Below are 18,772 nucleotides of genomic sequence, written 5' to 3'. Positions count from 1 at the left end.
CGTCGGAGAGCGATTAAATTCGAACACTTATTTCATTTCCTCGGACGAGTGTGACGATCCGGGCGCACCGGGCCGCACCCTGTGCCAACGCCGCAGCAGCCCGTCGGGCACTTCCTCCGCGGTAAGGGCGAAGACCAGATGGTCCCGCCACGCCCCGTCGATGTGCAGATAGCGTGGACGCAGTCCCTCCGCACGGAATCCGAGTTTCTCCACGACTCTTCGGCTGGGGCCGTTCTCGGGCCGAATGCACACCTCGATCCGGTGCAGTCCGACCGTCCGGAAACAGTGGTCGACGGCCAGCGCCACCGCCGTCGGCATCACACCGCGGCCCGCCACGCTCCGGTCGACCCAGTAGCCGACATGGCCCGAGCACATCGAGCCCCAGGTGATGCCCGCCACCGTCAACTGCCCTACGAGACGTCCCTCGTACTCGATGGCGAAAGGCAGCATCCGGCCGGCGTGGGCCTCGGTGCGCAGGTGACGGACCATCTGACGGTAAGTGGGGCGCTGGGCCACCGGGCCGCCGGGGGCCGGCGGCGGGACGGTCGCCTCCCAGGGGCGCAGCCATTCCCGGTTGCGCCGGTTGACCTCGCGCCACGTGTTCCGGTCGCGCAGTTTCATCGGCCGGAGGGTGACGGCGCCGTCGGTCAGGATCACCGGCCAGGTCCGTACGTTCAGCTCGGACTCCCCGGTCGGGGGTGGTCGCCGCCGCGCAGCTGGTCGACGGCGTGCACCAGGAGCCTGCTCAGGACCGCGAGCCCGTCGCGCACGCCACCGGTCGAGCCGGGCAGGTTCACGATGAGGGTGCGGTCCGCGACGCCCGCGAGACCGCGGGAGAGCGCGGCGGTGGGGACCTTGTCCCGGCCCTCGGCACGGATCGCCTCGGCGATGCCCGGGATCTCACGGTCCAGGACGCTGCGGGTGGCTTCGGGCGTGCGGTCGGTGGGCGAGATGCCCGTACCGCCGGTGGTGACGATCACGTCGTAGCCCGCGGCCGCCCCTGCCCGGAGGGCTGCTTCCACCGGGTCCCCGTCGGGCACGACCTGCGGGCCGTCGACGGCGAACCCGAGACCGGTGAGGGCCTCGGCGATGAGAGGGCCGCCCTTGTCGGCGTACACACCGGCGGAGGCGCGGTTGGAAGCGGTCACAACGAGGGCCCGGTGCCCACCGGTGGCGGGAGGGCTGCCCGGCGCGGTCATGCGTCCGCCCCCTCCGGTGCGGGGCGCCGGTAGTCACCGGACTTGCCGCCCGATTTCGCCTCGACCCGGACGTCCGTGATCACCGCGCTCTTGTCGACCGCCTTGATCATGTCGATCACCGTGAGCGCGGCGACCGACACGGCGGTCAGGGCCTCCATCTCGACCCCCGTGCGGTCCGTGGTCTTCACGGTGGCCAGGATCTCCACCGCGTCGTCGGCGACGCTCAGGTCGACCTTCACACCGGAGACGGCGAGCGGGTGGCAGAGCGGGATCAGGTCCGGGGTGCGCTTGGCCCCCATGATTCCCGCGATGCGCGCGGTGGCGAGGGCGTCGCCCTTGGGGACGCCCTCGCCCCTGAGGAGTCCGACGACACGCGGTGACACGAGGACCCGGCCGCTCGCCCGGGCGACACGTGCCGTGACGTCCTTCTCCGACACGTCGACCATGCGGGCGGCGCCCGCCTCGTCGATGTGCGTCAGTCTGTTCTGCGTACTCAACTCACTCCGCCTAGCGGTAGGGCGGCCGGTTGCCCGCCCGCGCCGCGCGGGGCGCGGACCGAGGGGCCCGGGGGCTTCCCCCGGTAAGGCACAGCGCCAGATACCGTACCGCCACCGCGCCGGAGTCAGCGGAGGAGGATCACCTCGGTCTCCGTGCCGGGCTCGGCTGACGTGACGTCCTCGGGCAGCACGATCAGCGCGTCGGCCTGGGCGAGGGCGGCGATCAGATGCGATCCGGGCCCCCCGACGGGTGTCACGGTGCCCGCCTCCGCGTCGTAGCTGCCGCGCAGGAACTGGCGTTTGCCGGCCGGCGAGGCGAGTGCCTCGCCGGTGCTGAGCGTGGCCCGCACCTTCGGGCGGTGGACGTCCTCGAGGCCCATCAGCGTCAGGATCGCCGGCCGCACGAACAGCTCGAAGGAGACGTACGAGGAGACCGGATTGCCGGGCAGCGCCAGCAGCGGTGTGTGGTCGGGGCCGATCGAACCGAACCCCTGCGGCTTGCCCGGCTGCATCGCGAGCTTGCGGAAGTCGATGCCGCTGCCGGCCTCGTCCTCGTCACCCACGGACGACAGGGCCTCCTTGACCACGTCGTACGCGCCGACGCTCACACCGCCCGTGGTGACGACGATGTCGGCACGGATCAGCTGGTCCTCGATCGTCGACCGCAGCGTCTCGGCGTCGTCAGCGACCGCCGGCACGCGGTAGGCGATGGCCCCGGCGTCCCGGGCGGCGGCCGTCAGCGCGAAGCTGTTGGAGTCGTAGATCCGGCCGCCGGTCAGCTCCTCGCCCGGCTGCACCAGCTCGCTCCCGGTGGACAGCACGACGACGCGCGGACGGGGCCGCACCCGCACCGTGGAGCGGCCGATCGCGGCGAGCAGGCCGATCTGCGGCGGCCCGACGACCGAACCCGCGCGCAGCGCCAGGTCACCGGGCCGTACGTCGCTTCCCTTGGCCCGGACATGGGCGCGGGGCTTGACCGGGCGGTGGATGCGGACCTCGCCGCTCGCCCCCTCCGGGGCGTCGCTGCGGGCCCGCATGGCGGTGACGGGACCGCCGCCCGTGCCGCCGTCGGTCCACTCGACCGGGACGACCGCCTCGGCGCCCGCGGGCAGCGGAGCACCGGTCATGATGCGGGCGGCCTCGCCCGGACCGACGGACCGGCCCTCGGCCAGGCCCTCGTCACCCGCCGCGACGTCGCCGACGACCGTGAGGACGGCGGGGAACTCCTCGCTGGCGCCCTCGACATCGGAGATCCGGACGGCATAGCCGTCCATCGAGCTGTTGTCGAAGGGTGGCAGGGCGACTTCCACCACGACGTCCTCGACCAGGACGCAGCCCTGGGCGTCGGGCAGTTGCAGCTCGAGGGGTTCGAGCGGCTTCACCGCGGCGAGGATGTCGTCCAGGTGCTCGTCCACCGACCAGATCGTGCTGCTCAAGCTGTTACAACTCCTCGGTGACGTAACTGCGCAGCCAGGTCCGGAAGTCCGGGCCCAGGTCCTCACGTTCGCACGCGAGTCTGACAATGGCACGCAGATAGTCGCCTCGGTCACCGGTGTCGTAACGGCGGCCCTTGAAGACGACGCCGTGCACGGGGCCGCCGGCCTCCTCGTCCCCGGCCAGCAGCTGGAGGGCGTCGGTGAGCTGGATCTCGCCGCCCCGTCCGGGCTCGGTCCGTCGCAGTATGTCGAAGATCTCCGGATCCAGGACGTAGCGGCCGATGACGGCGAGATTGCTGGGCGCCTCGGCGGGGTCGGGCTTCTCCACGAGCCCGGTGACCCGGACGACGTCGCTGTCGGTGGACGCCTCGGTGGCCGCACAGCCGTACATGTGGATCTGCGCGGGGTCGACCTCCATCAGGGCGACGACGCTGCCGCCCTCGCGCTCCTGGATCTCGACCATCCGGGAGAGGAGGGGGTCGCGCGGGTCGATGAGGTCGTCACCGAGGAGGACGGCGAACGGCTGGTCGCCGACGTGCGGCGCGGCGCAGAGGACGGCGTGCCCGAGACCGCGCGGATCACCCTGGCGTACGTAGTGCATGGTGGCCAGGTCGCTGGACTCCTGCACCCTGGACAGCCGTTCGTCGTCCCCCTTGCGGGTCAGCGCGGACTCCAGCTCGTAGTTCCGGTCGAAGTGGTCCTCCAGGGGACGCTTGTTGCGACCGGTGATCATCAGTACGTCGGAGAGACCGGCGGTGACCGCTTCCTCGACGACATACTGGATGGCGGGCTTGTCGACGACAGGCAGCATCTCTTTGGGAGTGGCCTTGGTGGCCGGCAGGAACCGGGTGCCGAGACCTGCAGCTGGGATGACAGCTTTGCTGATCCTGGGGCGCGACTGAGTCATGCGCAGAACTGTAACCGTTACGTATGGGCGGAAGATGAGCGTCCGGTTAACTTCGTTCTCATACATCCATATAGACGAGTTATGTGAGCACCCGTTGAACCATGACATGTCACGAAAAGCAGCACTACGGCGTGAGCTGCTCGCCGCGCGGGCACTTCTCACCCCGGAAGACGTCGCAAGGACCGCCGCGGTTCTCTCCGTGACCGCTGCGGATCTTCCCGAACTGGCCGCGGCCCGCACCGTGGCGGCCTACGTCTCCGTGGGACGCGAACCGGGAACCCGCCCGCTCCTGGACGCTCTGCGAGCACGGGGGGTCCGCGTGCTGCTGCCGGTGCTCATGGCGGACAACGATCTGGACTGGGCCGTGTTCGAGGGCGCGGAGCACCTCGAACCCGCCGGCCGGGGCCTGCTGGAGCCGGACGGCGTACGCCTCGGGCCACAGGCCGTCCTGGACGCGGACGTGGTTCTGCTGCCGGGGCTGGCCGTGGACGGGCGCGGGATGCGGCTGGGACGCGGCGGCGGCAGCTACGACAGGGTGCTGGCCCGGCTCGCGGCGGCGGGGGCGCACCCCGCCCTGGTCGTCCTGCTCCACGACGACGAGGTGGTCGCGCGGGTTCCCGAGGAACCGCACGACCACCTCGTGGATGCCGTGGTCACGCCCGCCGGAGCACGGCGCTTCCCGCCCCGGAACCGGGACCGGCCTAGGGCTTCCTGAGCGTGAGGGTGTCCACCGTGGACTCCTTCACCGCCTCCCTGCCGTAGGACCAGTCGAGCAGTTCGCCGTCGACCCACTTGTCGGTCTGATCGGTGTAGTGCGCGCTGAAGGCGTGCCCGGAGGCGCCGGTGAGGTTGATCCAGCGGGACTTGTCCCAGTCGCCCACGTTGACGACCATCCGCATCGACGGGACCCAGATGACCTCGTAACCCCCGGCCGCGTTCCAGCCGGTGGCGTTGACCGCCGCCTCACCGCCGCCGAGGTCCCAGGGGCCCCGGTTGAGGGCCCGCTGCAGGAGGTCCGGCCCCTCGGTGCCGAGCGTCTGGTTGCGCAGGGTCAGCTGGTGCAGCCTGCCCCAGCTCCAGGTGGTGATGTCCTTGCCGAGCTCGGCGGTCAGTTCCCAGCGCGCGTCCTCCATGGCGCGGGCGAAGAGCTGGTCACGGCTGTCGACGGCACTTTCGCGCCCCCTGGCCGGGACCTTCCACCACTCGTTGTCCTGGTCGTCCAGGATGCTCTCGACCACCTCGTACCAGCGGTCGCCGCCGTCCGGCTGCGCCGCGTCCGGGGCGCGCTGACCGCATTCGCGTACGAGCTTGTCCTGCTCGTCCACGGGTCCGGTGCCGGCGACGGGCTCCACGTAGACGCAGTCGCCCTTGGCCCGCATCTCCTTGGGCAGCTTGTTGCCGAAGGCCAGCTTCAGGATGTTGCGCCAGACGGCGTTGAAGTACGCGGCTGCAGCCGAGTCGGGCTCCTGGGTGAAGTCCCAGCCGTCGAGCAGCTTCTGTGCCTCGCGGACGTACGGATCGGAGATGCTGATCTTCTTCAGCTCGGGCGCCAGCCGCGTGGCGATCGCGCTCTGGTTGTCCATCTGCATGGTCTGCATGTCGTCGGTCGAGATCTTCTCGCCGCCGTCGATCTTCTTCTGGATCAGGTCGTTGATCCGCTGGCTGCGGGCGCCGTAGCCCCAGTCCTCGGTGAGCATGTGCGCGTAGCCGTCACCGATGACCGCCTGGTTGGCGGTGACGATGTAACCGCGCTCCGGGTTGTACTCGTACGGCAGTTCGTCGAAGGGGATGAACTCCTTCTCCCAGCCGTACTCCGGGCTCCAGCCGGGGCTCGGCTCCGTGCCGTCGCCCTGCTTGCGGACCGGGATGCTGCCCGGCGCCTGGTAGCCGATGTTGCCCTTGGTGTCCGCGTAGATCATGTTCTGCGACGGCACCTCGAAGTGGGCGGCCGCCTTCCGGAAGCTCTCGAAGTCCTCGGCCCGGTTGAGCTCGAAGACCGCGTCCATGGACTTGCCCGCGTCCAGCGCCGTCCACTTCAGGGAGATCCCGTAACCGTCTCCGCGGTCGGGCGCGTTGTTGCCGACAGGGGCCTTCTTGCCGACCTTCGCCAGCTCGTCGTTGCGGTCGGAGACCAGCGGACCGTTGTCGGTCTCGCGGACGGTGATCTTCCGGCTCCTGCCGCCGGCGACCTTGATGGTCTCCTCGCGGGTGATGAAGGGCCGGGTCCTGCCGTCGTACAGGTAGCCGTCGGCCGAGACCTTCTCCAGGAAGAGGTCGGTGACGTCGGCTCCGAGATTGGTGAAGCCCCAGGCGATGTCCTGGTTGTGACCGATGATCACACCGGGCATCCCGGAGAACGTGTAACCGGCCGTGTCGTACCGGCAGGTCTCCGAGAGCTGCCGGCAGTGCAGACCCATCTGGTACCAGAGCGAGGGGAGCTGAGGCGCCAGGTGCGGGTCGTTGGCCAGCAGCGGCTTGCCGGTCGTCGTGTACTTGCCGGAGACGACCCAGGAGTTCGAACCGATGCCGTTGCCGCTGGGGCCGAGGAGCGCCGGGATCTCGTCCAGGGTGTCGGAGAGCGCGGAGAGCTGGGCGTTCAGGCCCTCGGTCGCACCCTCGGCGGTCTGCGAGCCGGACTCGTCCGACGGCTCGGCCTCCGGGTCGTACTTTCCGGTGGCCGGGGAGACCCCGCCCTGCTCGACGATCGGCTTGTTCTTCTCGTACGGGTAGTCCGGGTACAGGTCCTCGATCTGCTTCTTGCTGAGCCTGCTGGTCAGCAGCGAGCGGTCGATCTCGTCCTGCATGTTCCCGCGCAGGTCCCAGGCCATCGCCTTCAGCCAGGCGACCGAGTCGACCGGGGTCCACTCGGCGGGCTTGTAGTCGTTGGTGAGGCCGAGCGCCGCGTACTCGACGGAGAGGTCCTTGCCGTCCTTGCCGTCCAGATAGGCGTTCACCCCCTCCGCGTACGCCTGGAGGTTCTTCTTGGTGTCCTCGTCCAGGACCTTGTCGTACTCCTTCTGCGCGACCTTGTGCCAGCCCAGCGTGCGCAGGAAGGAGTCGGTCTTGACCTGGCCGGCGCCGAACATCTCGGAGAGGCGTCCGGACGTCATGTGGCGGCGTACGTCCATCTCCCAGAAGCGGTCCTGGGCCTGTACGTAGCCCTGGGCACGGAAGAGGTCGCTGTCGGTGTCCGCGTAGATCTGCGGGATTCCGTGGTCGTCGCGTTCGACGGTGACGTCGCCGGTCAGACCCTTGAGGTCTATCGAGCCGGTGGTCTGCGGGTAAGAGGCCCGGACCGTGGAAACGGACCAGAACGCGCCGTAGCCGACACCCGCGACGAGCGCCAGCACCAGGACGATCACGAGCAGGCGGGCGCGTCGCCCCTTCTTCCTGCCGGCCTTCTTCGCGTCGGAAGGCCCGGGAGGGGCGGTTGTGTTGGCGGGCATCGCTGTCCTTCGAGGGGCAGGGTGGTCCTGGGAGTGCAGGAGCAACCATAGGCGCCCCGCCGAAGCCACTCGGACGCGGTAGGGGGATGCATCCATTTGCGCACCGGTTCGCACGAACACTCGAAGGCGTCAAGAAAGCGTTAAAGATTAGGTAAGGTAACGAAGTACTGGCCGCCGGAGGCCGATCCGGAGGGCTCAGAGCATCCGTCTCCCGTCCCCCGATTGCCGGATGCTCCTACGCAGGGAAGGAACGGACCCTGACTGTCCACGCGCTCAACGAACTTCTGCTCGTCTGCTCGGTCGTCCTGCTGGTCGCCGTGGCGGCCGTGCGCATTTCGTCCCGCAGCGGGCTCCCCAGCCTGCTCCTGTACCTCGGCATCGGGATCGCCATGGGGCAGGACGGCATCTTCGACGTCAAGTTCGACAACGCCGAGCTGACCCAGGTGATCGGCTACGCCGCCCTGGTCGTCATCCTGGCCGAGGGCGGCCTGGGCACGAAGTGGAAGGAAGTCAGACCCGCGCTGCCGGCGGCGGCCGCGCTGTCGACCGTCGGCGTGGGCATCAGCGTGGGCGTCACCGCGAGTGCGGCGCACTACCTCGTCGGTCTCGACTGGCGGCAGGCCCTGATCATCGGCGCCGTCGTCTCCTCCACCGACGCGGCGGCCGTCTTCTCCGTCCTGCGCAAGGTCCCCCTCCCCTCCCGGATCACCGGCGTCCTGGAGGCCGAATCCGGCTTCAACGACGCCCCCGTGGTCATCCTGGTGGTGGCCTTCTCCGCCGCCGGCCCCGTGGAGCACTGGTACGTGCTCGTCGGCGAGATAGCCCTGGAGCTGGCCATCGGTGCCGCGATCGGTCTCGCGGTGGGCTGGCTCGGCTCCCTCGGGATACGCCACGTGGCGCTGCCCGCGTCCGGGCTCTACCCGATCGCCGTCATGGCCATCGCCGTCTCCGCGTACGCCGCGGGCGCCATGGCCCACGGCAGTGGCTTCCTGGCCGTCTACCTGGCCGCGATGGTCCTCGGCAACTCCAAGCTGCCGCACTGGCCGGCCACCCGGGGCTTCGCCGACGGGCTCGGCTGGCTGGCGCAGATCGGCATGTTCGTCCTGCTCGGCCTGCTGGTCACCCCGCACGACCTGATCGCCGACTTCTGGCCCGCCATGATCGTGGGACTCGTCCTCACCGCCGTGGCCCGGCCGTTGTCGGTCTTCATCAGCCTCGCGCCGTTCCGCCTGCCCAAGCGCGAGAAGGCCCTGATGTCCTGGGCCGGACTGCGCGGCGCCGTCCCCATCATCCTGGCGACCATTCCCATGGTCTCCGGCATCGAGGGCAGCACCCGGGTCTTCAACATCGTCTTCGTGCTCGTCGTCGTCTACACGCTGATCCAGGGACCGACGCTGCCCTGGCTGGCCAGGGCCCTGAAGATCTCCGAGGACCCGTCCGAAACGGCGGACCTCGGCATCGAGTCGGCCCCCCTGGAGCGGCTGCGCGGTCATCTGCTGTCCGTCGCCGTTCCCGGCAGGTCCAAGATGCACGGCGTGGAGGTCGCGGAACTCCGGCTGCCCGCCGGGGCCGCGGTCACCCTCGTCGTACGGGAGGGGAAGAGCTTCGTCCCCGCTCCCTCGACCGTGCTGCGCCGCGGGGACGAGCTGCTGGTCGTCGCGACCGACCCCGTGCGTGACGCGACCGAGGCACGGTTGCGCGCGATCGGTGAGGGCGGCAAGCTGGCCGGCTGGCTGGGCACCGACGGTGCGGGCCGGCAGAACAGCGGCTCGGCGCACGGGCCGCACCTCGCGAAACTGGCCAGGAAGCTGGGCAAGGGCGGCGAGAACCGCCCGGGTGAGAAGGCGGGCGGCAGACGGGCCCCCCACTGACCGGGGGCGGCCCCTGTGGAGGATCGCAGGCCCCCAGGGGCAGCGGCCTGTAAGATGAAGGACCGGATCCCATGATCCACACGATTCGAACCTGATCGACCAACTCTGTCTGATGCAGAGCTGGCGCGACCGTATGGCGGTCGTGGCGCCTTCGCCTCTGGAGCGAGCGCCCGGCATCTACCGCAGTCCCGCGCGAAGAGGACAGCTCTCGGCAGTTCCCGCACGCCCCCGCACCCCGGTGCGGGGGAGCCCCGGGACATGGCCACCAGGCGGCAGAAAGGCATGGACCGTGGCGTCCACGGTCTCCGACCGCCCCGGTTACGGGCAGTTGCTGCGCACCCCGGGTGCGTGGACCTTCCTCCTCCCGGGCTTCGCCGCCCGGCAGCCCTTCGCGATGCTGACCATCGGCATCGTGCTCCTCGTCCAGCACACCACCGGCTCGTACGGCAGCGCGGGCGCCGTGGCCGCCGTCACCGGTGTCTCCATGGCCCTGTTCGCGCCGCAGACCGGCAGGCTCGCCGACCGGTTCGGCCAGCGCGCCGTGCTCCTGCCCGGCGTGCTGGTGCACGCCGCCTCCGTAGGCGCCCTCACGGCACTCGCCCTGGCGGACGCGCCCCTGTGGGTCCTGTTCCTGGCGGCGGTGCCCACCGGGGCCTCCGTGCCGCAGATCGGCCCCATGGTGCGGGCCCGCTGGGCGGCCCGGCTCGGCGCCGCCCCGGGACGCCCTGCCTCCCCGCTGATGACCACGGCCGCCGCCTTCGAGTCCGTGACGGACGAGTTCACCTTCGTCGTGGGCCCCGTGCTCGCGACGGCGCTGTGCACCGGCGTACACCCGGCGGCCGGGCTGATCGCCGAGGCGGCTCTGACGCTCCTGGGCGGTCTCCTGTTCGCGGCCCGGCGCTCCACCCAGCCCGCTCCCCGGGGTGCCGCCACAACGGCCGAGCCCCACCGCTCGGCTCTCTCCGTACCCGGGGTGCGCGTCCTCGCGGTCACCTTCCTGGGCATCGGCGCCGTCTTCGGCGGCATGCAGGTCTCCCTGACGGCGTTCTCCGAGGAGATCGGCCGGCCCGGTGTGAACGGGCTGCTCTACGGCGTCTTCGCGGCCGGCAACATGCTGGCCGGCCTCGCCTGCGGGGCCGTCGTGTGGAAGATCAGCCCGCGCCGCCGGCTGATCGCCGGCTACGTGGCCCTGACACTGACCGCTTCCGGGCTCTGGGCCGTGCACTCCGTGCCACTGCTGGCGGGACTCGGGCTGCTGGTCGGCCTGTGCATCGCTCCCGCGCTGATCAGTGGCTACACCCTGGTCGACGCACTGGTCCCCGCGTCCGCCAGGACCGAGGCCTTCACCTGGCTTACGGGCGCCGTGGCACTCGGCCAGGCGGCAGCCGTCACGGTGGCCGGGCAGCTCGCGGACGTCCATGGCGCGAGCACCGGTTTCCTGGTCCCGCTGGCCGGTACGGCACTGGCGCTGGTGACCCTGCTGGCGCTGCGTTCGCGGCTGACGCCGCCGTCCCGGGGGCGGGAGGCGGCACGTGGGATCGGTCACCGCGAGCCGGTCACAGTGGACTGATCGCTCGGAATACGTCAGTATGGAGCGTCGTTAGCACTCATTGAGTGAGAGTGCCAGGAGGAGCAAGTGCCGACCTATCAGTACCAGTGCACCGAATGCGGCGAGGGCCTCGAAGCGGTGCAGAAGTTCACCGATGATGCCCTGACCGTGTGCCCGAACTGCGAGGGACGCCTCAAGAAGGTGTTCTCGGCCGTCGGCATCGTTTTCAAGGGATCCGGTTTCTACCGGAACGACAGCCGCGGCTCCTCGTCGAGCAGCACGCCGGCCACGTCGTCGTCCGCCAAGACGTCCGACTCGTCCAGCGGGTCTTCCTCGTCGAAGCCGGACGCCAAACCGGCCTCTTCGGCGTCGTCCTCGGCCCCCTCCCCGGCTTCTTCCACGTCGTCGAGCGGTACGTCGGCCGCCTGAGCCCCCGCGCACACACGTTTCACCGGGACCCCGTCGATCGACTCGGCGGGGTCCCGGTCGTGCGCGTGCGGTTAGTGTGACCGCATGGTGAACGCAAAGACGGGTACGGCGGAAATAGGTGTCATCGGCGGGTCGGGCTTCTACTCCTTCCTGGAGGACGTGACCGAAGTCCAGGTCGACACCCCGTACGGGGCACCGAGCGACTCCCTCTTCCTGGGTGAACTCGCGGGCCGCCGGGTGGCCTTCCTCCCGCGCCACGGCCGCGGCCATCACCTCCCCCCGCACCGGATCAACTACCGCGCCAATCTCTGGGCGTTGCGCTCCGTCGGCGTACGGCAGGTCCTCGGTCCCTGCGCGGTCGGCGGTCTGCGGCCGGAGTACGGGCCGGGCACCCTGCTCGTACCGGACCAGATGGTCGACCGCACCAAGGCCCGCACACAGACGTTCTACGACGGTGAGCCCCTGGCCGACGGGTCCCGGCCGAACGTGGTGCACCTCGGCTTCGCCGATCCGTACTGCCCCGAAGGACGCAAGGCGGCCCTGGCGGCGGCGCGCGGCCGCGGCTGGGAACCCGTGGACGGCGGGACCCTGGTCGTGGTCGAGGGACCGCGCTTCTCGACCCGCGCGGAGTCGCGCTGGCACGCGGCGATGGGCTGGTCGGTCGTCGGCATGACGGGGCACCCGGAAGCGGTGCTCGCCCGTGAACTGAACCTCTGCTACACGACGCTGACGCTGGTGACGGACCTGGACGCGGGGGCCGAGGCCGGTGAGGGCGTCAACCACGCGGAGGTGCTGGAGGTGTTCGCGGCCAATGTGGACCGGCTGCGGTCGGTGCTCTTCGACGCGGTGGCGGCCCTGCCCGCGGAAGAGGACCGCGACTGCGTCTGTGCGCACGCACTGGACGGGATCGCTACGGGGATCGCGCTGCCGTAGCGCACACGGGGCTCATGGCCACGGTCGGATCGCGGTCGCGGTCATGGCCGGTTGGTGGTCGCGGTCGGTCCACGGTCGGCTCGCGTCCTGTCGGCTGCCGGTCCGTGCGGGGCGGGCCGCGTTCGAAGGGGGCCGCCCCGCGCGAAGGGGGCCGCCCCGCGCGAAGGGGGCCGCCCCGCGCGAAGGGGGCCGCAGGCGCGCTTACGGGCCCGCGGGCAAACTCGAACAGGTGGCCGAGTTATCCACATCCTGTGGGCTGTCCACAGGGCCGAGCGGGGTTTTCGCGGAGGGTGGATCGTGGTGCGAGTCCGGCGGGGAAACCCGCGGGTCTTCCCTCACGGCAGGTGGTATTGGCCATGTCTCCTTCGGTCCCCGACACACATCCCGCGCCTCCCGCGCCCTGCAGCGTCCCGCCCTTCGGGCCCCTGCGCGTGCGGGGCGGCGGCGCGCAACGACTGCGGCGGGCGCTCCGCGGCCGCCGCCGGGCGCTGGCCGCCGGGTTCGCGCTGGCCTCCGCCGTGCTCGCCGCTTCGGGGCCGGGCGGTGAGAGAGGGGCGGCCGCTCTCCCCGGGGGCGCGCCACCGGGGTCTGAGCGGCGGGCCGTGCGGCTGGTCTCCGCCCCGGTGCGGATCGCCGACGCGGCGACGGTCGGGCTGCTGCGGCGCGGCGACCGGGTCGATGTGATCGCCGCGGTCGACGGGGATGCGGAGGCCAGGGTGGTGGCACGCGACGTGCGGGTGGCGGAGATCCCGCACGACGCGGGTGGCGGGAAGGCGTCGGCCCCCGGCGGGGAGGTCTCGTCCCTGACGGTTGACGGAGGGGCGGGCGTGAGCGGCGGCGCGCTGGTGGTCCTGTCCGTGGAGCGGGACACCGCGGCTGCCCTGGCAGGTGCCGGCGCCTCAGGACGGCTCGCGGTGGCGGTCTCCCATGTCGGACAGCGCGGGTAGCACGTCGGCTCGCCCTTCCGCTGGAGGTGAGCGGGCCGAAGGTGCTGAAGGGGATGCGGGACACGCGCCTCGCCCAAGGGGCCAGGCGTGGCCGGCCGGAACCGTCGCCGGCAGCCGACGTCAGATGTGGTGGGGCGGCTTCTCGTCGAGGAAGCGCGCCAGATCGGCCGCGCCGCCGCCTGCCGGAGCCCGCTCGCCCCACCCCTGGTCCGTGTCGTCCGAGGACTGCCGGTCCAGCGGATCGTCGAAGACCAGAGCCGGCGGCTCTGGCCTGGACTCCTGCGGCGGCCGTTGCTGCGGCGGCTTCGGCTCTCGTGGTCCGGGGGTGGGGGCGGCACTCATACCTCCAGGGTACGGCCGAGTTCAGCGGTCCTTCGGGTCGAGCAGCCACAGCACCAGTACGACGAGGAAGGACAGGCACAGAAATCCGGCGCCCCACCAGGCGGTGCCCGTGTCGCCCTCCATCCACACGTTGACGACCTCCGTCAGAGCCCACAGCTGACCGATCACGACGCTCATCGCCAGCACCAGCCGGGCCGTCAGCTTCGCGGACCGCTCGGGCTCCTGTTCCGTACCCGCCCCAGGGCCCGGGCCGGTGTGACGCACTCGCGGATCGGCATAGCCGCTGGTGGGCCGGATCTGGGGGTATCGCTCATGGAGGGGCCGGTTCAGCTCGGCACGTGCGCTGCCCGGGTGGTATGCGGGATAGGCCGAGCCTTGAGGCCTGGGGGGACGGGGCGGCCCGACCGGGTCCAGGGGCTCGGTCATGACTGCCTGTCCGGGGTCGTGGCGGCGGGCGCGGGCGGCGCTTCGACCCCGCCTCCGGTGCCGGGGCAGCCGATCCGGTCGGCGAGGTCCGGGCGGTCCTCGCCGAGCTGACGGCACAGCCCCTCCTCGAGGCTCTCGCCGGAGCGGGTGGTGCCCACGGCCCAGATGCTGCCGTCCTCCAGCTCGGTCAGGGCCACCTTGGGCAGCCCGCGAGGCGGAGGGCCGGCCGTGACCTCACCGGTGCGGGCGTCGAAGATCCCTTCATGACAGGGGCAGTACAGCTCGCCCTCCGTACCGCGGTCCTTGCGCCAGAGCACGGCGCAGGCCAGGTGCGTGCAGACGGCGGAGTAGCCGACGAGCGTGCCGTCGTCCATCCTCACGGCGACCGCCCGGTCCTCGTCGCCCGGGTAGCGGAAAGCGAGGGATTCGCCGGGCAGCAGCTGCGCGGCGATCCGCTTCGGGACCGGCGCCTTACCGTCCTCCGTCTCCCCGTGCCGGTGGAGGATGCCGCCCGCCACGGCCAGCCCGCCCACGGCGAGGCCGCCGGAGACGGTGGCCACGATCCGGAGGTAGTCGCGCCGGGTGGTCAGCGAGTCGGTGGCGATCCTGTCGTGCAACGCCTCGCGGGGGTCACCTCCCGATCCGTGCTCGGGGCCCGGAAGCTGCTGTTCGGTGACGCTCATCGGCGGACGTCCTTCCCGTTGATCTCGACGACGGGAAGTCCGCCGGGCACCGGCCACTGGACCCGTTCCGCGGGCACGACCATGGCCACGCCGGTGCGGACCTCGCTCTCGCCGAAGACGAAGGTGTCGGCGACCTGCACCCCGGGGCGTTCCGCCTGGAGCTCCTCGACGGTGCCGTAATAGAGGGCCCCGGTCGGGCAGACGGTGGCACACATGGGGGCCAGCCCGTAGGCGGTGCGGTCGTAGCAGAGGTTGCACTTCAACTGCAGCTTCGCCTCCAGGTCGATCTTCGGGACCCCGAAGGGACAGGCGTTGACGCAGTTGGCACAGCCGATGCAACGGGTGGTGTCGGCCTGTTGCACGACGCCGTCCGCGGTGACCAGGATCGCGTCGGCCGGACAGACCTCGGCGCAGGGGGCCACCGGGTCCTCGCAGTGCATGCAGACCGTGGGAAGGGAGGCGACGGAGGAGCCCTCGTCGGTGTAGTCGAGGTGGATCATCGACTTGCCCCGGTGGGAGTCGCATTCCCGGCAGGCGGAGACACAGGCCTGACAGCCGATGCAGCGCCCCGGGTCGATGAACATCGTTCTGCCCATCATCCCGGCATCAGCTCCTCTCCGAGGTGCCGCGGCCCTGCGGGGCCGTGGGCGGCAACGGGTCGGTACGGGACACCTGGGTCTCGGGATAGGCGACATGGCCGGGCGCGACCGGGGGTGCGGGGACCTCGTCGATCGCTCCGGCGTGCTCGATGCGACAGGCGCAGACCTTGTACTCGGGGATCTTGGAGCGGGGGTCGAGGGCGTCGACGGTGAGTGCGTTGGCCGCTGTGGGAACGGGCCAGTGGTAAGGGATGAACACCGTGTCGGGCCGGATCGCCTCGGTCACCAGCGCGGGGAACACCTCGCTGCCGCGTCGGGTGACGACACGGACGGGTTCGCCGTTGCGGAAACCGTGGGAGGGGTGGACCTCGGCCCAGGGGCGCGGAGTCTGTTCGACGAGGCCGCCCAGCCGCCGCGTCTGGTTACCGGAGAGGAAATGGGCGACGGTGCGTCCGGTGGTCAGCGTCATCGGGTGCTCGTCGTCGTACGGATCGGCCGGCGGGTGCCATTCGACGACCTGCATATGGATCTTGCCGTCGGCGTGGTAGGTCGTGCCGTCCTCGAACAGCCGGGGAGTGCCGGGGTGGTCGGTGGAAGGGCAGGGCCAGGAGAGGCCGCCGGTCTCCTCCAGCCGTTCGTAGGTGATGCCCGAGTAGTCGATGACCGTGCCGGCGGAGGCACGCCGCAGCTCGTCGAAGACGTCACGGGTGCGGCCGAAGGCGAATTTGTCACCGGCACCGAGGCGCCGGGAGAGCTCGCACATCACCCAGGTGTCGGTCCGCACGCCGAGGGGCGGCTCCTGCGCCTTGTTGTGCTTGACCACGCGGGCCTCGGCGTTGGCCATCACCCCCTCGTCCTCGGCCCAGACGGTCACGGGGAAGACGACGTGGGCGTTGGCGGCGGTCTCCGAGAGGAAGAAGTCGAACTGGGCGTGGAATTCGATGGTGTCGTACCCCTCCTTGACCACGGCGTAGTTGGGGAGGGAGACGAAGGGGTTGTTGCAGATGCCGATCAGGCCGCGGATCTCCTGGCGCTGCATCTGCCAGACCATTTCCATCATGGACGTTCCGGGGCCCGGGAGTTCGGACTCCTCGATGCCCCAGACCTCGCAGATCTGCCGCCGGTGCTCCTTGTCGAGGATCGAGCGCCCACCGGGAAGGAGGTCCGCCTTCTGGCCGTGCTCGCGGCCCCCCTGGCCGTTCCCCTGACCGGTGAGAGTGCCGTAACCGGCACCGGGCTTGCCGATGTGGCCGGTAGCGGTGCAGAGGTTGATCACGGAGAGGCAGTTCTCGACGCCCTGGGTGTGGTGCTCGATGCCCCTGGCGTGGAAGGCCATGGCCTTCGGCGCGCGGGCGAAGGCACGGGCGACCTGGAGGACCTGTTCCTCAGGGATGCCGCAGATCTCGGCGGCGCGGGACGGGGGGTACTGGGCGACGTTGGCCTTGACCTCCTTCCAGCCCGTGGCGTGGGCCGCGAGGTAGGCCTCGTCGGTGAGGCCCTCCTCGATGATCACGTGCAGCACGGAGTTGAAGAAGGCCGAGTCGGTGCCCGACTTGAGCGCGACGTGGATGTCGGCTGTGCGCGCGACCGCCGTCTCACGCGGGTCGACCACGATCAGGGTGGCGCCGCGGTCCCTGGCGCCCCAGACGTACTGGGTCAGCACAGGGAAGCACTCGCCGACGTTGGCTCCGGCGAGCAGCAGGCAGTCGGTCAGGAGGATGTCGGAGAAGGGGTTGCCGGCCCGGTCGATGTTGAAGGCGAGCTTGTTGGCACCCGCGGCGCTGACCATGCAGAGCCGGCCGTTGTAGTCGACGTGCCGGGTCTTGATCGCCACCCGGGCGAACTTGCCGACCAGGTAGGACTTCTCGGTGAAGAGACTGGCCCCGCCGAGCACCCCGAAGGCGTCGTTCCCGTGTTCCTTCTGGATGCGCTTGATCTCGGAGACGGTGAAGTCGAGTGCCTCGTCCCAGGTGACCTCGCGCAGTTCCTCGTCCCGGGAGCGGCGCATGAGGGGTGCGGTGAGCCGGTCGGGGTGGTTGACCTGCTGGTAGGCGTGGATGCCTTTGGGGCAGAGTCGCATGCGGTTGATGTCGTGGTTGCGGGGCTCCACGCCGAAGACCTTCCCGTGCCGGTCCACGCGCAGATACATGCCGCACTGGACGCCGCAGAAGCAGCAGTGGGTGGGAACCAGCGTTTCGCCGTGCTGGTCGGCGTGCCACTTGTCGGCCGGGATCCCGCCCGCGTCGCGGAACCCCTGGGAGCCCGGTGGCGCGATCGCGGGATCGAGGGGGACGGCCGTGCGGCCGGCGGCTGGGCGTGGATCCGCGGTCACTTGAAACCCTTCTTGACCTGGTGGAGATAGGCGTTACCGCGCAGCACCCGCTTGCAGCGCGGGCAGTATTCGGCCCATGCGTCGAAGCCGAGTTCGAGATCACGCATGGTTCCGCGCAGGTTCTCGACGTACGGACCGGTGTCGATGGCTTCCCCGCAGCGGCGGCAGGGGAAGATCTCGTCGTCCTGGCGCCCGGTGTACTTGAAGAGCTGCATGCCGACCGCTGCCGGGCGCTGCACGATGTGGAAGAACTTCCCGAACGGGATGTAGATGAGGGTGAAGACCACCGAGACCATGTGGAGGATCGCCAGGAACTCGTAGCCTCCGCCGCGCAGGAAGATCGAGGAGAAGGTGAGCAGCAGCCCGGTGACGGAGATGGTGATCAGAGCGAGCAGCGGCACCATGTCGTAGGCGAAGCGCTGTCCGGTGACGGCCCCGCGGTCCTTCATCCTGCGCCAGAGGAAGTACCCCGCTCCGGGGATGACGAGCACCGCGGCGATGTCCAGGCCGTGGAACATCAGCCAGCCGACGATGTTCAGCGAGTCGAACCCGATGATCTTGATGCCCCACATGCGCATCTCGTAACCGGGCCCCGAGCCGCTGCCGGAGGTGAAGGTGAACCAGCCCCAGGTCAGCGGGAAGGTGATGAGTGCGGCGAGGACGCAGCCCCAGAAGATCAGCTGGTGGGCGGCCCAGCGGGCGTGGGAGCGGGCGCCGAGGAATTTCTGGAAGCCCAGATAGGTCGCGGTCATCTTCGGCAGGGCGGTGGGTGCCTTGCGGAAGTTCTCCTTCGAGAACAGGCTGCGCCAGCCGCTCCTGAAGAGCCGTCGGGCACCGGGGGCCGAGACCCAGACCGTGTAGCGGTAGGCGACTCCGAACGCGAGGAAGACGGTGGCGACGGCGTACGGGAGGAGGGCGGAGTCGAAGTCGTGCAGCAGACGGCTGCCGAGGACGATGGCGAGGACCAACAGCGCGGAGACGACGGCACCGGCCAGAGCCGCCCTGCCGTTGACGGACCGTGGAAGCGCCCCGGCGGCCTTCGCGACGGCGGCGGAGCTCCGGCTCGGCTGCCGCAGGTCCGGACCGCCGGGAGGGTCGGTGTGGGCACCGGGGTCGGGTCGCTCCGCTGCGGCGCGCACTTCTGGTGGCTCGGTCACCCCGCCACCGTAGGGCCGA

At 70.6% G+C, this 18,772-nt stretch carries 18 protein-coding genes; 6 read left to right on the top strand and 12 right to left on the bottom strand.

Annotated features, from left to right (window positions below; genetic code table 11):
• Window positions 1-27 precede the first annotated feature (27 nt).
• The 5 genes from ACF1FZ_RS12895 to galU form a co-directional block, all read right to left on the bottom strand.
• Window positions 28-657, bottom strand: coding sequence for a GNAT family N-acetyltransferase (locus ACF1FZ_RS12895; protein WP_391773410.1), 630 nt, complete (start codon window positions 655-657; stop codon window positions 28-30).
• Window positions 658-674: 17 nt separating this feature from the next.
• Window positions 675-1,199 (bottom strand): molybdenum cofactor biosynthesis protein B, encoded by a 525-nt coding sequence (locus ACF1FZ_RS12890; protein WP_391773409.1) that lies wholly within the window; start codon window positions 1,197-1,199, stop codon window positions 675-677.
• Complete coding sequence (moaC, locus tag ACF1FZ_RS12885; protein WP_391773408.1) at window positions 1,196-1,696, bottom strand: cyclic pyranopterin monophosphate synthase MoaC; 501 nt, start codon at window positions 1,694-1,696, stop codon at window positions 1,196-1,198. Before moaC ends, ACF1FZ_RS12890 begins: the two co-directional genes overlap by 4 nt.
• A gap of 125 nt (window positions 1,697-1,821) precedes the next feature.
• Complete coding sequence (gene glp, locus ACF1FZ_RS12880; protein ID WP_391773407.1) at window positions 1,822-3,132, bottom strand: gephyrin-like molybdotransferase Glp; 1,311 nt, start codon at window positions 3,130-3,132, stop codon at window positions 1,822-1,824.
• A gap of 4 nt (window positions 3,133-3,136) precedes the next feature.
• Complete coding sequence (galU, locus tag ACF1FZ_RS12875) at window positions 3,137-4,039, bottom strand: UTP--glucose-1-phosphate uridylyltransferase GalU (protein WP_391773406.1); 903 nt, start codon at window positions 4,037-4,039, stop codon at window positions 3,137-3,139.
• Window positions 4,040-4,145: 106 nt separating this feature from the next.
• On the opposite strand from galU, the gene ACF1FZ_RS12870 reads away from it, so the two are divergent.
• On the top strand, window positions 4,146-4,754 hold the full coding sequence (locus ACF1FZ_RS12870; protein ID WP_391773405.1) for a 5-formyltetrahydrofolate cyclo-ligase: 609 nt from the start codon (window positions 4,146-4,148) through the stop codon (window positions 4,752-4,754).
• On the opposite strand, the gene ACF1FZ_RS12865 is transcribed toward ACF1FZ_RS12870, so the two are convergent.
• Window positions 4,741-7,485 carry a penicillin acylase family protein gene (locus ACF1FZ_RS12865; protein WP_391773404.1) on the bottom strand — a complete coding sequence of 915 codons (2,745 nt, stop codon included), beginning with the start codon at window positions 7,483-7,485 and terminating at the stop codon, window positions 4,741-4,743. The genes ACF1FZ_RS12870 and ACF1FZ_RS12865 overlap by 14 nt on opposite strands.
• A gap of 317 nt (window positions 7,486-7,802) precedes the next feature.
• On the opposite strand from ACF1FZ_RS12865, the gene ACF1FZ_RS12860 reads away from it, so the two are divergent.
• The 5 genes from ACF1FZ_RS12860 to ACF1FZ_RS12840 all read left to right on the top strand — a co-directional run bounded on the left by ACF1FZ_RS12860 (window position 7,803) and on the right by ACF1FZ_RS12840 (window position 13,214).
• A complete protein-coding gene (locus ACF1FZ_RS12860; protein ID WP_391773403.1) occupies window positions 7,803-9,356 on the top strand; it encodes a potassium/proton antiporter in 1,554 nt (517 codons plus the stop codon).
• 289 nt (window positions 9,357-9,645) lie between these two features.
• On the top strand, window positions 9,646-10,926 hold the full coding sequence (locus ACF1FZ_RS12855; protein WP_391773402.1) for an MFS transporter: 1,281 nt from the start codon (window positions 9,646-9,648) through the stop codon (window positions 10,924-10,926).
• A gap of 66 nt (window positions 10,927-10,992) precedes the next feature.
• Window positions 10,993-11,334: an FmdB family zinc ribbon protein gene (locus ACF1FZ_RS12850; RefSeq protein WP_391773401.1), complete on the top strand. Its 342-nt coding sequence runs from the start codon at window positions 10,993-10,995 to the stop codon at window positions 11,332-11,334.
• Window positions 11,335-11,418: 84 nt separating this feature from the next.
• Entirely contained in the window at window positions 11,419-12,267 is an 849-nt protein-coding gene (locus tag ACF1FZ_RS12845; protein ID WP_391773400.1) for an S-methyl-5'-thioadenosine phosphorylase, read from the top strand.
• Between the two features lie 356 nt (window positions 12,268-12,623).
• Window positions 12,624-13,214: a hypothetical protein gene (locus ACF1FZ_RS12840; protein WP_391773399.1), complete on the top strand. Its 591-nt coding sequence runs from the start codon at window positions 12,624-12,626 to the stop codon at window positions 13,212-13,214.
• A 120-nt stretch (window positions 13,215-13,334) separates the two neighbouring features.
• Here ACF1FZ_RS12840 and ACF1FZ_RS12835 read toward each other — a convergent pair whose 3' ends face one another.
• The 6 genes from ACF1FZ_RS12835 to ACF1FZ_RS12810 are packed head-to-tail and all read right to left on the bottom strand — an operon-like array spanning window position 13,335 to window position 18,753.
• Window positions 13,335-13,556 (bottom strand): hypothetical protein, encoded by a 222-nt coding sequence (locus tag ACF1FZ_RS12835; RefSeq protein WP_391773398.1) that lies wholly within the window; start codon window positions 13,554-13,556, stop codon window positions 13,335-13,337.
• A 21-nt stretch (window positions 13,557-13,577) separates the two neighbouring features.
• A complete protein-coding gene (locus ACF1FZ_RS12830; RefSeq protein WP_391773397.1) occupies window positions 13,578-13,982 on the bottom strand; it encodes a hypothetical protein in 405 nt (134 codons plus the stop codon).
• On the bottom strand, window positions 13,979-14,665 hold the full coding sequence (locus ACF1FZ_RS12825; RefSeq protein WP_391773396.1) for a ubiquinol-cytochrome c reductase iron-sulfur subunit: 687 nt from the start codon (window positions 14,663-14,665) through the stop codon (window positions 13,979-13,981). The genes ACF1FZ_RS12830 and ACF1FZ_RS12825 overlap by 4 nt, the downstream gene beginning before the upstream one ends.
• Window positions 14,662-15,264 carry a 4Fe-4S dicluster domain-containing protein gene (locus ACF1FZ_RS12820; protein WP_391773395.1) on the bottom strand — a complete coding sequence of 201 codons (603 nt, stop codon included), beginning with the start codon at window positions 15,262-15,264 and terminating at the stop codon, window positions 14,662-14,664. Before ACF1FZ_RS12820 ends, ACF1FZ_RS12825 begins: the two co-directional genes overlap by 4 nt.
• 7 nt (window positions 15,265-15,271) lie before the next feature.
• A complete protein-coding gene (locus ACF1FZ_RS12815) occupies window positions 15,272-17,596 on the bottom strand; it encodes a molybdopterin oxidoreductase family protein (protein ID WP_391773394.1) in 2,325 nt (774 codons plus the stop codon).
• Complete coding sequence (locus ACF1FZ_RS12810; protein WP_391773393.1) at window positions 17,593-18,753, bottom strand: MFS transporter; 1,161 nt, start codon at window positions 18,751-18,753, stop codon at window positions 17,593-17,595. The genes ACF1FZ_RS12815 and ACF1FZ_RS12810 overlap by 4 nt, the downstream gene beginning before the upstream one ends.
• Between the last annotated feature and the right edge of the window lie 19 nt (window positions 18,754-18,772).

The sequence above is a fragment of the Streptomyces sp. NPDC014623 genome (assembly GCF_043088245.1).
In the GTDB taxonomy this organism is placed as follows: domain Bacteria; phylum Actinomycetota; class Actinomycetes; order Streptomycetales; family Streptomycetaceae; genus Streptomyces.
This window is presented reverse-complemented; position numbering and strand designations above follow the sequence as displayed.

Coding starts and splice junctions, on each gene's coding strand:
- ACF1FZ_RS12830 (WP_391773397.1), bottom strand. CDS start 13,982: ATGACCGAGCCCCTGGACCCGGTCGGGCCGCCCCGTCCCCCCAGGCCT.
- ACF1FZ_RS12835 (WP_391773398.1), bottom strand. CDS start 13,556: ATGAGTGCCGCCCCCACCCCCGGACCACGAGAGCCGAAGCCGCCGCAG.
- ACF1FZ_RS12865 (WP_391773404.1), bottom strand. CDS start 7,485: ATGCCCGCCAACACAACCGCCCCTCCCGGGCCTTCCGACGCGAAGAAG.
- galU (WP_391773406.1), bottom strand. CDS start 4,039: ATGACTCAGTCGCGCCCCAGGATCAGCAAAGCTGTCATCCCAGCTGCA.
- ACF1FZ_RS12845 (WP_391773400.1), top strand. CDS start 11,419: ATGGTGAACGCAAAGACGGGTACGGCGGAAATAGGTGTCATCGGCGGG.
- ACF1FZ_RS12890 (WP_391773409.1), bottom strand. CDS start 1,199: ATGACCGCGCCGGGCAGCCCTCCCGCCACCGGTGGGCACCGGGCCCTC.
- ACF1FZ_RS12840 (WP_391773399.1), top strand. CDS start 12,624: ATGTCTCCTTCGGTCCCCGACACACATCCCGCGCCTCCCGCGCCCTGC.
- ACF1FZ_RS12825 (WP_391773396.1), bottom strand. CDS start 14,665: ATGAGCGTCACCGAACAGCAGCTTCCGGGCCCCGAGCACGGATCGGGA.
- ACF1FZ_RS12870 (WP_391773405.1), top strand. CDS start 4,146: ATGTCACGAAAAGCAGCACTACGGCGTGAGCTGCTCGCCGCGCGGGCA.
- ACF1FZ_RS12820 (WP_391773395.1), bottom strand. CDS start 15,264: ATGATGGGCAGAACGATGTTCATCGACCCGGGGCGCTGCATCGGCTGT.